This window comes from Actinophytocola sp., assembly GCF_035712165.1.
Taxonomy (GTDB): Bacteria; Actinomycetota; Actinomycetes; order Mycobacteriales; family Pseudonocardiaceae; genus DASYTH01.
The window spans coordinates 1-11,543 of sequence record NZ_DASTBH010000393.1 but is presented as its reverse complement, the minus strand read 5'-3'; the positions used below and the strand labels follow the sequence as shown (position 1 = coordinate 11,543).

General features: G+C 71.0%; 12 protein-coding genes. 6 read left to right on the top strand and 6 right to left on the bottom strand.

The window, feature by feature from the left end; all coding sequences use genetic code 11:
• The coding region (locus VFO68_RS21825) for a thioredoxin domain-containing protein (RefSeq protein WP_325160208.1) at positions 1 to 1,203 on the bottom strand (1,203 nt) is incomplete at its 3' end.
• Positions 1,204 to 1,260: 57 nt separating this feature from the next.
• Between VFO68_RS21825 and VFO68_RS21820 the strand changes: the two genes are divergently transcribed.
• Both VFO68_RS21820 and VFO68_RS21815 read left to right on the top strand, forming a co-directional pair.
• On the top strand, positions 1,261 to 2,661 hold the full coding sequence (locus VFO68_RS21820; RefSeq protein WP_325160207.1) for a 3' terminal RNA ribose 2'-O-methyltransferase Hen1: 1,401 nt from the start codon (positions 1,261 to 1,263) through the stop codon (positions 2,659 to 2,661).
• The gene (locus VFO68_RS21815) at positions 2,662 to 5,163 is read left to right on the top strand and encodes a polynucleotide kinase-phosphatase (RefSeq protein ID WP_325160206.1); all 2,502 of its coding nucleotides are present in this window, start codon (positions 2,662 to 2,664) and stop codon (positions 5,161 to 5,163) included.
• Here VFO68_RS21815 and VFO68_RS21810 read toward each other — a convergent pair.
• Positions 5,158 to 5,376, bottom strand: coding sequence for a hypothetical protein (locus tag VFO68_RS21810; protein WP_325160210.1), 219 nt, complete (start codon positions 5,374 to 5,376; stop codon positions 5,158 to 5,160). The two genes, VFO68_RS21815 and VFO68_RS21810, sit on opposite strands and share 6 nt — an antisense overlap.
• 44 nt (positions 5,377 to 5,420) lie before the next feature.
• On the bottom strand, positions 5,421 to 6,302 hold the full coding sequence (mca, locus tag VFO68_RS21805) for a mycothiol conjugate amidase Mca (RefSeq protein ID WP_325160205.1): 882 nt from the start codon (positions 6,300 to 6,302) through the stop codon (positions 5,421 to 5,423).
• A gap of 93 nt (positions 6,303 to 6,395) precedes the next feature.
• On the opposite strand from mca, the gene VFO68_RS21800 reads away from it, so the two are divergent.
• Positions 6,396 to 6,833 (top strand): DUF4307 domain-containing protein, encoded by a 438-nt coding sequence (locus tag VFO68_RS21800; RefSeq protein ID WP_325160204.1) that lies wholly within the window; start codon positions 6,396 to 6,398, stop codon positions 6,831 to 6,833.
• A 177-nt stretch (positions 6,834 to 7,010) separates the two neighbouring features.
• A complete protein-coding gene (gene greA / locus VFO68_RS21795) occupies positions 7,011 to 7,508 on the top strand; it encodes a transcription elongation factor GreA (protein ID WP_325160203.1) in 498 nt (165 codons plus the stop codon).
• Positions 7,509 to 7,521: 13 nt separating this feature from the next.
• Here greA and VFO68_RS21790 read toward each other — a convergent pair whose 3' ends face one another.
• Positions 7,522 to 8,007: an Lrp/AsnC family transcriptional regulator gene (locus VFO68_RS21790; protein ID WP_325160202.1), complete on the bottom strand. Its 486-nt coding sequence runs from the start codon at positions 8,005 to 8,007 to the stop codon at positions 7,522 to 7,524.
• 139 nt (positions 8,008 to 8,146) lie between these two features.
• On the opposite strand from VFO68_RS21790, the gene hppD reads away from it, so the two are divergent.
• On the top strand, positions 8,147 to 9,328 hold the full coding sequence (hppD, locus tag VFO68_RS21785) for a 4-hydroxyphenylpyruvate dioxygenase (RefSeq protein WP_325160201.1): 1,182 nt from the start codon (positions 8,147 to 8,149) through the stop codon (positions 9,326 to 9,328).
• A gap of 68 nt (positions 9,329 to 9,396) precedes the next feature.
• Positions 9,397 to 9,660, top strand: a complete 264-nt coding sequence (locus VFO68_RS21780; RefSeq protein WP_414635545.1) for a hypothetical protein — start codon at positions 9,397 to 9,399, stop codon at positions 9,658 to 9,660.
• On the opposite strand, the gene VFO68_RS21775 is transcribed toward VFO68_RS21780, so the two are convergent.
• Both VFO68_RS21775 and VFO68_RS21770 read right to left on the bottom strand, forming a co-directional pair.
• On the bottom strand, positions 9,661 to 10,821 hold the full coding sequence (locus VFO68_RS21775; protein WP_325160200.1) for a cystathionine gamma-synthase: 1,161 nt from the start codon (positions 10,819 to 10,821) through the stop codon (positions 9,661 to 9,663).
• 49 nt (positions 10,822 to 10,870) lie between these two features.
• Positions 10,871 to 11,413, bottom strand: a complete 543-nt coding sequence (locus VFO68_RS21770; protein WP_325160199.1) for a hypothetical protein — start codon at positions 11,411 to 11,413, stop codon at positions 10,871 to 10,873.
• Positions 11,414 to 11,543 lie beyond the last annotated feature (130 nt).

Sequence of the window (11,543 nt, the reverse complement as noted above, 5' to 3'; positions counted from 1 at the left end):
GATCACCTTGTCGTCCCGCGCCGGCTGCGGCCGGGCGTCCCGGGCCCGCAGCATCCGGGCGCGCACGTCCTGCCAGCGCGCCGGGTCGTCCGGTTCCGCCTCCAACTGCAGGGTGGACGTGCCGTGCTCGAACGTCCCGGAGCCGGTCACCCCGAGCAGGTTCGCCGCCCACGCCCCGTCCGCCTGGCCGAGCGCTTCGGCCAGCTGAACCGGCGTCCAGACATAGGTCAGGCCCTCCTCCCCGTCGGTGTCCGCGTCCAGCGAGGCGGCGAACCCGCCCTCCCGGGTGCGCAACCGGTCGAGCAGGAACCCGGCGGTCTGCTCGGCCACCTCGCGGTACCGGGCCGACCCGGTGAGCCGGGCCAGGTGCACATACACCCGCAGCAGCAAAGCGTTGTCGTACAACATCTTCTCGAAGTGCGGCACGCTCCACCGAGCGTCCACGCTGTACCGGGCGAACCCGCCGTCGAGCTGGTCGTAGATTCCGCCGGCCGCCATCTTCTGCGCCGTTCGCTCCACAATGGACAGCGCCTCGACCGACCCGGTCCGTTCGTGGTGGCGCAGCAGGAACTCCAGAACCATGGAGGGCGGAAACTTCGGCGCGTCACCGAAACCGCCGTTGCGGCGGTCGAACTCGCCGAGCAGCGACGTGGCCGCGCCGGCCAGCGCCGAGTCGTCCACAACGGACTCCTGCAGCGGTCCGGTCTGCCGGGCCAACTCCGCGACCACCCGGGCCCCGGCGCCGCGCACCTCCTCGTCGCGCGAGGACCACGCCTCGTGGACGGCGGTCAGCAACTGCCGAAACGACGGCATGCCGGGTCGCGGGGCCGGCGGGTAGTACGTGCCGCAGTGGAACGGCTCGGCTGCCGGGGTCAGGAAGCAGGTCATCGGCCAGCCGCCCTGGCCGGTCATCGCCTGGGTGGCGGTCATGTAGACGGCGTCGACGTCCGGCCGCTCCTCCCGGTCCACCTTGATGTTGACGAACCGGGAGTTCATCAGCGCGGCGGTCTCCGGGTCCTCGAACGACTCGTGCGCCATCACGTGGCACCAGTGGCACGCGGCGTAGCCGACCGAGAGCAGCACCGGCACGTCGCGCCTGCGGGCCTCGGCGAACGCGTCCTCCCCCCACTGCCACCAGTCCACCGGGTTGTCCGCGTGCTGCAGCAGATACGGGCTGGTCGCGCCTACCAGTCTGTTCGCCATCTCACATGCCTCTCAAATCACCTGACCCGCGGCCCCGGGTTCGGCGACACTCTGCGGGTGTTGCTGACCCTGACCACCACCGCCGAGCCTGCCACCGACCTGGGCTACCTGCTGCACAAACACCCGGATCGGCAGCAGAGCTTCCCGGTCATGGCCGGCACCGCCCATGTTTTCTACCCGCGGGCACAGACCCGGGAGTGCACGGCCGCGCTGTTGCTGGACATCGACCCGGTCGCCCTGGTCCGCGGCCGCGGCGCCACCCTCAGCCAGTACGTCAACGACCGTCCCTACGCGGCCTCGTCCATGCTGGCGGTGGCGCTCGGCAGCGTGTTCCGCACCGCGATGAACGGCCGGTGCGACGCCCGGCCCGAACTTGCCGCGCGAGCCATCCCGCTTCGGGTGCACGTCCCGGCCCAGCCGTGCCGGGGCGGGATCGAGCTCGCCGAACGGTTGTTCGCCCCGCTGGGCTGGCAGGTCAGCGCCGTGCCGGTGCCGCTCGACCCGGAGTTCCCGGACTGGGGCGACTCCCGCTACGCCGACCTGACGCTGGTCGGCGACCTGCGGCTGGCCGACGCCCTGCGCCATCTCTACGTGCTGCTGCCCGTGCTGGACAACGCCAAGCACTACTGGGTCGGCGCCGAGGAGGTCGAGAAGCTGCTGCGGGCCGGCGACGGCTGGCTGGCCGGGCACCCGGAGCGCAACCTGATCACCGGGCGGTACCTGCGGCACCGCGGGGAGTACGTCCGGTCCGCACTGGACCGGCTGGCCGAGGCCGAGGGGGTCGAGCCGGAGAGCATGGACAACGCCCTGGCCGAACCGGTGGTGACCGCGCCCCGCGACGCGCCCGAGTCGCTGGCCGAGAGCCGGCGCCGCGCGGTGCTGGCCGAACTGCGGGCCAGCGGCGCCCACCGGGTGCTCGATCTCGGCTGCGGCAACGGCCGCCTGCTCCGGGAACTGGTCCGGGACAGCACCTTCACCGAGATCCTCGGGGTGGACGTGTCGAGCCGGGCGCTGGCCGCCGCGGCGGACCGGTTGCACCTGGACCGGGCCGGCGACCGGGTCCGGTCCCGGATCACGCTGCGCCAGTCGGCGCTGACCTACGCCGATCCCAGCCTCGCCGGCTACGACGCGGCGGTGCTGATGGAGGTGATCGAGCACGTCGACGAGGCCCGGCTGCCCGCGCTGGAGCAGGCCGTGTTCGGCGTCGCCCGGCCCGGCACGGTGGTGGTGACCACCCCCAACGTCGAGCACAACGTCCGGTTCGAGTCGCTGCCGGCGGGGGCGCGGCGGCACCCGGACCACCGGTTCGAGTGGACCAGGGCACAGTTCCGGGACTGGGCCGACCGGGTCTGCGCGGCCTACGGCTACCAGGTGCGGTACGTGCCGGTCGGTCCGGACGACCCGGAGGTGGGTCCGCCGACCCAGCTGGCCACCTTCGACCGGACGGAGATGTCCTAAGTGGACCTGACGATTCCGGACATGGCCCTGGTGCTGATGATCGGCGCCTCCGGCTCGGGCAAGTCCACCTTCGCCGCGCGCCACTTCGCGCCCACCCAGGTGCTGTCCAGCGACTTCTTCCGGGGGCTGGTCAGCGACGACGAGAACGACCAGACGGTGTCCGCTGCCGCGTTCGACGCCCTGCGGTACGTGGCCGGCAAGCGGCTGGCCGCCGGCCGGGTCACGGTGATCGACGCGACGAACGTGCAGCGCGGCGCCCGCTCCGACCTGCTCGCGCTGGCCCGCGAGCACCACGTGCTCCCGGTGGCCATCGTGCTGGACCTGCCCGAGGCGGAATGCCTGCGGCGCAACGAGGCGCGGACCAACCGGGACTTTCCCGCGGCGGTGATCCGGCGGCACCGGGCCGACCTGCGCCGCTCGCTGCGCGGGCTGGAACGCGAGGGGTTCCGCCGGGTGCACGTGCTGCGCAGCCAGGAGGAGGTCGACGCGGCCCGGATCGTGGTCGAGCCGCTGCGCAACGACCTGCGCACCGAGACCGGACCGTTCGACGTGATCGGCGACGTGCACGGCTGCCGGGCCGAGCTGACCGAACTGCTGGAACGGCTCGGCTACCAGATCGCCCGGGACGAGCAGGGCCGCCCGTGCGGCGCGCACCACCCACACGGGCGGCGCGCCGTGTTCGTCGGCGACCTGGTGGACCGCGGCCCGGACACCCCCGGCGTGCTGCGCCTGGTGATGGGCATGACGGCCGCCGGGGACGCGCTCACCGTGTCCGGCAACCACGAGGTCAAGCTGGTGCGCGCGCTGCGCGGGCGCAACGTGAAGGTCGGGCACGGCCTGGCCGAGTCGCTCGAGCAGCTGGGCGCCGAGCCGGACGAGTTCCGCAAGCGGATCGAGGAGTTCTGCGCCGGGCTGGTCGCGCACTACGTGCTGGACGGCGGCAAGCTGGTGGTGGCGCACGCCGGGCTGCCCGAGCACTACCACGGCCGTGCCTCCGGCGCGGTGCGGTCCTTCGCGCTCTACGGCGACACCACCGGCGAGACCGACGAGTACGGCCTGCCGGTGCGCTACCCGTGGGCCGACGACTACCGCGGCCGCGCGATCGTCCTCTATGGACACACGCCGGTCCCGGAAGCGGAATGGGTCAACGGGACCATGTGCCTGGACACCGGGTGCGTGTTCGGCGGCGCGCTGACGGCACTGCGCTACCCGGAGCGCGAGGTGGTTTCCGTTGCCGCGCACCAGGTCTGGTACGAGCCGAAGCGCCCGCTGGCCGCGCCGGACCGGCCGGCGCGGGACAGCGGGACGCTGACCCTGGCCGACGTGACCGGCCGGCGGGTGGTCGAGACCGCCAACCACGGCCGGGTCTCGGTGCGGGCCGAGAACGCGGCGGCCGCGCTGGAGGTGATGAGCCGCTTCGCCGTCGACCCGGCCCTGCTGCCGTACCTGCCGCCGACCATGACGCCGCCGCCGGCATCGACGGTTGCGGGCCTGCTCGAGCACCCGGCCGAGGCGTTCGCCGGGTACCTCGCCGATGGCGTGCGAACCGTGGTGTGCCAGGAGAAGCACATGGGTTCCCGGGCGATCCTGTTGGTACACCAGGATGGTCGCGGCTCGCTGTACACCCGGACCGGTCGGCCGTTCTTCGAGCCGGCGCGCACCGCCGAGCTGCTGGCCCGGGTCCGCGCCGCGATCTCGGCCGCCGACCTGTGGCGCGAGCTGGACACCGGCTGGCTGCTGCTCGATGCCGAGCTGATGCCGTGGAACGCCAAGGCCACCCGGCTGATCATGGACCAGTACGCGGCCACCGGGGCGGCCGCGGCCGCCGCACTGCCGGCCGCGCTCGCGGCCCTGGACGCGACCGCGCGGCGCGGGGTCGACCTGGGCGACCTGCTGACCGGCGCCACCGCCCGGGTGGCCAACGCCGAGGCGTTCCGGGCCGCCTACCGGCGGTACTGCTGGCCGGTCGACGGGCTGGCCGGGGTCCGGCTGGCCCCGTTCCAGCTACTGGCCACCGAGGGCCGCACCCACCACGACCGCGACCACGGCTGGCATCTCGCGCTGCTGACCAGGCTGGGCGCCGCCGATCCGGAACTGTTCGCCCCGACCAGGCATCTGGTGGTGGACACCGGCGACCCGGAGTCGACCGCGGCGGGCGTGGCCTGGTGGACCGAGCTGACCGAGGGCGGCGGCGAGGGCATGGTGGTCAAGCCGATGGCGAACCTGGTGCGCGGTGCGCGCGGCCTGGTCCAGCCGGGGGTGAAGGTCCGCGGCCGGGAGTACCTGCGGATCATCTACGGCCCGGACTACACCGAGCCCCGGCACCTGGCCCGGCTGCGCCAGCGCGGGTTGGCCCACAAGCGCTCGATGGCGCTGCGGGAGTACGCGCTGGGCATCGAGGGTCTGGAGCGGTTGGCCCGGGGCGAGCCGCTGTGGCGGGTGCACGAATGCGTGTTCGCCGTGCTGGCCATGGAGTCGGAGCCGGTCGACCCCAGGCTATGAGTCCTGGGCGGGTTTGCGCTCCGGCTCGGCCGGCGGGTCGAAGGTGGCCGGGACCCGCTTGAGGTGCTTGGTCATCGAGCGGATCAGGAACGCCACCGCGATGAAGAAGATGACCAGCACGAGGAAGCCGACCGGGGAGGACTTGCCGAAGTCCTCCCCGCGTCCGCCGGGGTCCTCCGGGCCCGGCACCGGGGACGGCTGGGCCAGCACCATCGGCACCGCCGTCGCCGGGTCGGGACCGGCGAGACCAACGACAATCACGTGCTCACCTTCTCACGGATGCCGGAGAACAGGTCGTCCTCGGGCAGCGTGGTGTCGACCAGCGAGCGGGCCAACTCGTACTCCTCGTACGGCCACACCTCCCGCTGCACGTCGAGCGGCACGGCGAACCAGCGGCTGTTCGGGTCGATCTGGGTGGCGTGCGCCATCAGGGCGGCGTCGCGCACCTCGAAGTAGTCCGCGCACTCGATCCGGGTGGTGACCCGGTGGGTGATGTCACCGCGTTCGGCCGGCCACTTCTCCAGCCACTCGGTGTACGGCGACTCCAGGTCGCGGGCCAGCAGCGCCTCGTGCATGGCCACCATCCGGGCCCGGGAGAAGCCGTGCGAGTAGTACAGCTTGAGCGGGGTCCACGGCTCCCCGGCGTCGGGGTAGCGCTCCGGGTCGCCGCAGGCGTCGAACGCCGCGACCGACACCTCGTGGCAGCGGATGTGGTCCGGGTGCGGGTAGCCGCCGTTCTCGTCGTAGGTGATCACGACGTGCGGCTTGAACTCCCGCATGACCTCGACCAGCGCCGGCACCGACTCCTCCAGCGGGACGAGAGCGAAACACCCGTCGGGCAGCGGCGGCAGCGGGTCGCCCTCGGGCAGTCCGGAGTCGACGAAGCCCAGCCACCGGTGCTGCACGCCGAGGATCTCGGCCGCCCTGGCCATCTCCTGGCGCCGGTGCTCGATCATGTTCTCGGCCACGTCGGGCCGCTCCATCGCCGGGTTGAGAATGTCCCCGCGCTCTCCCCCCGTGCAGGTCACCACCATGACCTCGTGACCATCGGCCACGTACCTGGCCATCGTCGCCGCACCCTTGCTCGACTCATCGTCCGGGTGGGCGTGGACCGTCATCAAACGCAGCTTTTCGGCCATGCCTCCGTGAACCCTCTCGATCCGGTTGCCCCATACTCAACCTGGTTAGTTCGAACTCTTCAGATAGGGCCCATTGTTCCCGGTGGACATTCCATGACGGTCGGGAGTCAAGCGCTTCCCGAGGGTCGCTACGGCAACCGGGGCCGGCCGGCCTCGCGGCGGACCGTGTGGATCGTCGCGGCCTGCGCGATCGTGGTCGGGACGGCGCTTGGCTACGTTGCGTACACCAACCTCGGGTCGGCGCCGATCGAGGCCGAGCGCACCGGCTACGCCGACCTGCCGGGCGACGCGCTGCGGATGACCTTCACGGTGACCCGGGACCACCCCGAGCGAGCGGCCGTGTGCATCGTGCGGGTGCGCGGGCGCGACGGCGCCGAGGGCGGTCGCAAGGAGGTGTTGATCCCACCTGGCGGGAGCACCACGCCGATGAGCACCGACATTCAGAGCACCAATGACCCGGTGACGGCCGATGTTTTCGGCTGCTCCTACGAGGTGCCGGCGTATTTGCAGAGCACGCCGCCATCAGGGTGAACCGATCCGCAGCCTCGGGCTAACCGGACAAAACGGACAAGACCTTCGTCGTAACCGTGATATGCTTACTCACCGGCACGGCCCCGCGCGGGCCGTGTTTTTCCGTTCCGGGTTCGCACCAATGCCCGGGAAACTGTCGGTCCGCGCCCAGGCGACCGCGCAGGCGACGACGAGGAGATGGTGACCGTGAGCGACGCAGGGGTGACCTGGTTGACCCAGGATGCCTACAACCGGCTCAAGCAGGAGCTTGACGAGCTTGTTGAGAATCGCCCGGCCATCGCCGCGAAGATCAACGCGAGCCGCGAGGAAGGGGACCTCAAGGAAAACGGCGGATACCACGCCGCTCGCGAGGAGCAGGCCCACCAGGAGGCCCGCATCCGGCACCTGCAGGAGTTGCTGCGCAACGCCAAGGTCGGCGAGGCGCCGGCCAACGACGGTCTCGCCGAACCCGGCAAGATCCTGACCGTCCGTTATGAGGGCGACTCCGACACCGAGAACTTCCTGCTGGCCACCCGCGAAGAGGGCGCCGAGGGCGCGCTGGAGATCTACTCGCCCGAATCCCCGATCGGCCGCGCCCTGCTCGGCGCCAAGGAGGGCGAGACCCGCTCCTACGAGCTGCCCAACGGCTCCACCCAGAAGGTCACCCTCGTCAAGGCCGTCCCCTACGCCGGTTAGGCATACCGCCGGTTCACTCCGGAGTTTCCGGCTGTCCTTTCGCGCGTTCGAGCAGCGGCCGGACCCGGTACGGGATCGGCGTGGTCAACGCGATCGAGGTCGACGTGCGTTCCACCCAGCGCACGTCGACCACCTCGTCGATCACCCGCTGCAGGTCGGCGTTCGACCTGGCCACCATCCGCACCAGCAGGTCGCCCTGGCCGGTGGTGGCGTGCACCTCACACACCTCGTCGATCGCCTCGAGCCGCTCGGCCACCTCGACCCGCCGGCCCTGAGCGATCTCCAGCACCGCGAATGCGGTCAGCACGTAACCCATCGCGGCCAGGTCCACGGCCGGCGGAAACCCGCGCAGCACCCCGCGCCGCTCCAGCCGGTCCATTCGGGCCTGCACCGTTCCCCGCGCCACCCCGAGCTGCCGGGAACACTCCAGCACCCCCAGCCGCGGCTCGTCGCTCAACAGCAGCAGCAGCCGGGCATCCAGCTCATCAATCTCCGACATTGCTCTACCTTCTGAACAGTCTGCTCAATCTGTCGAGCGAATCTCCCATCAGTCTGCTCAAGTTGTCCAGCAAATCGGCGATGTGTTGCTCAGACTGCTCGGCCGCACCATCCTGGGCAGAGGAGTGAGGGAGGCCGCCATGACCGAGACGATGGACAACATCAGCTTCGACCAGCTGCGTCAGCTCGTCGGGCTCGTCGACTACGACGAGACCCGGGACCCGTTCCCGGTCCGGGCCATGGACGCCGTGGTGTTCGTGGCCGGCAACGCCACCCAGACCGCGTGGTTCTACCAGGCCGCGTTCGGCATGCAGCTCGCCGCGTACTCCGGCCCGGAGACCGGCAACCGCGACCACAAGGCCTTCGTCCTGACCTCCGGCTCGGCCCGGTTCGTGATCAAGGGCGGGGTGGCGCCGGACAGCCCGCTGATCGACCACCACCGCCGGCACGGCGACGGCGTGGTCGACCTCGCCCTCGAGGTCGGCGATGTGGACCAGTGTGTCGCGCACGCCCGGGCGCAGGGCGCCACGATCCTGGACGAGCCGTACGACGTCACCGACGAGCACGGCACCGTGCGAATGGCCGCCATCGCCACCTACGGCGAGACCCGGCACACGCTGATCGACCGGTCCCGCTACGACGGCCCCTACCTGCCCGGCTACGTCGCGCGGGAGAGCACCATGACCCGGCCCGCGGGCGCGCCCAAGCGGTTGTTCCAGGCCATCGACCACTGCGTCGGCAACGTCGAGCTCGGCCGGATGGACCACTGGGTCGACTTCTACAACCGCGTGATGGGCTTCGTGAACATGGCGGAGTTCGTCGGCGACGACATCGCCACCGAGTACTCCGCGCTGATGAGCAAGGTGGTGTCCAACGGCAACCACCGGGTGAAGTTCCCGCTCAACGAGCCGGCGATCGCGAAGAAGAAGTCGCAGATCGACGAGTACCTGGAGTTCTACGGCGGCCCCGGCTGCCAGCACATCGCGCTGGCCACCAACGACATCGTCGGCACCGTCACCGCCATGCGCGCGGCCGGCGTCGAGTTCCTGGAGACCCCGGACTCCTACTACGACGACCCCGAGCTGCGGGCCCGGATCGGGCAGGTCCGGGTGCCGATCGAAATCCTCAAGGAGCACCGGATCCTGGTCGATAGGGACGAGGACGGCTACCTGCTGCAGATCTTCACCAAGCCGATCGGCGACCGTCCGACCGTGTTCTACGAGCTGATCGAGCGGCACGGCTCGCTGGGCTTCGGCAAGGGCAACTTCAAGGCGCTGTTCGAGGCGATCGAGCGGGAGCAGGAACGGCGCGGGAACCTCTGAACGCCCCCCACGGGCAGCTCAACCTCAGGTACTCTCGGCAACGAGCAGGCTCGTAAGGGTGGGGTGAAGTGGAGATGGCGGTCGGCAAGCGTGTCGCCGGTGTACTGCCGCTGGCGGGTGCCATGGCCGCCGCGATGGCGCTGGCCGGCGTCGCGGTGTTCACCGTGACCAGCGCGGGATGCGCGGACTCCGGTCACTACGTCCAGCGCGACGGCGCGGTCGAGCTCGTCGGCGGCTGCCTGGACCCGGCCGACCTGCCCAGCGCGCCGGTCGAGCAGGAACACGGCCAGGCCCCGGCCCGCCCCGCGTCCAACGAACTCGTCAACCCCTGACTAGTCCCCCAGGGCTTGGAGGAGGTCGGCGACCAGGTCGGTGGCGTCCTCGATACCCACGGACAACCGCAGCACGTTGCCCGGGACCTGCAGCGGCGACCCGGTCGTGCTGGCGTGCGTCATCTTGCCCGGGTGCTCGATCAGCGACTCGATGCCGCCCAGCGACTCGGCCAGGATGAACAGCTTCGTCCGGGAGGCCACCTCCAGCGCGGCCTGCTCGCCGCCGGCCACCGAGAATGACACCATGCCGCCGAACCGGCGCATCTGCTTGGCCGCGACCTCGTGGCCGGGGTGGTCGGGCAGCCCCGGGTAGTAGACCTTGCCCACCTTCGGGTGGCCGACCAGGGCCCGGACCACGCGCTCGGCGTTGTCGCTGTGCCGCTCCATGCGCAGCGCCAGCGTCTTGGCTCCGCGCAGCACCAGCCAGGAGTCGAACGGGCTGGGCACGGCGCCGACGGCGTTGCGCAGGAAGAAGAACTCCTCACGCAGGTGCTCGTTCGACGTGATCAGCGCACCACCGACCACATCGGAGTGTCCACCCAGGTACTTGGTGGTCGAGTGCAGCACGACGTCCGCGCCCAGGCCCAGCGGCGACTGCAGGTAGGGCGTGGCGAAGGTGTTGTCCACCACCAGCCGCGCCCCGGCGGTCGCGGCGACCGAGGCCAGCGCCCCGATGTCGGCGATCCCGAGCAGCGGGTTGGTCGGCGACTCGCACCAGATGACCTTGGTGTTCGGCCGGACCGCGGCCCGCACCGCCTCCACATCGGACAGGTCGACGCTGCTGTGCGCGACGCCCCACAGCGCGAGCACCTTGTCCAGCAGGCGGAACGTGCCGCCGTAGGCGTCCCCGCCGAGGATCACGTGGTCGCCCGGCCGGGTCAGGGTGCGCAGCGCCACATCGGCGGCGGCCATGCCGGAGGCGAAGGCCAGCGCGTAGCGGCCGCCCTCGAGCGCGGCCAGCGCCTCCTCCAGAGCGGACCGGGTGGGGTTCGTGGTGCGCGAGTACTCATGACCGCCGTCACGTACCCCACCGACTCCGTCCTGAATGAACGTCGACGTGGCATAGATCGGCACGATGACCGAGCCCGTTCGCGGGTCGGGCCGCTGGCCCGCATGGATCGCCCGGGTCTCGAAGCCCCATCTGCCGGTCTCGTCTGCCATGGACTACAGCCTACGGCCGACCCGCCGATGGTTCACATCGTGAGATGGATCACCAGGTCGGCTGCGTCTCCGAGTACCCCGCGTCGGCCGAACCGCGCAGGTGGCGCAGGGTGGGCGGGAGGAGCGCGACGATCAGCGCGAGCGGCGAGAGGATCAGCGCGAGCGCGCTCATCGTGGCGCCCTTGTCGCCGAACTTGAACATCGCCTCCAGGTAGGCGCTGAACTCGATCTCGGCCAGGACCGGAACGATCAGGATCGCGGTGAGACCGGCCAGCCCACCGAGCACGACGACGATCGCGCCGGCCACCTTCCGGGCCACGACCAGGATCGCTCCGATCAGGAGCACCAGCGCGGCGGCGAAGTCCAGGATCAGGACGGTCTTCAGCTCCGCCGGCAGGTCGCCGAAGCTCGCCCCTTCGGGAATGGCGTTGAGGAAGTCGAAACCCACGATGGTGAGCGCGACGGCGGCGCCGAGCGCCAGCACGGCGGCGATGATCGCGGTCGCCGGGTTGGTCCGGGCCGGCGCCGGGGCCTGACCGCCCTGGTCGAGGTTCTGCGCCTGCTGCGGAAATCCCTGCTGCTGATAGGACATACGTCCCCCTCACTGGGAATGGACAGGATCTGGGCGCGCCCATCTAAGCAGCCTGACCGACCCAATGAGACCGTTTCGCCCAAACTGGGGGATATGCGAGTCGCCCCCGGCCGGGGCCGAGGGCGACTGG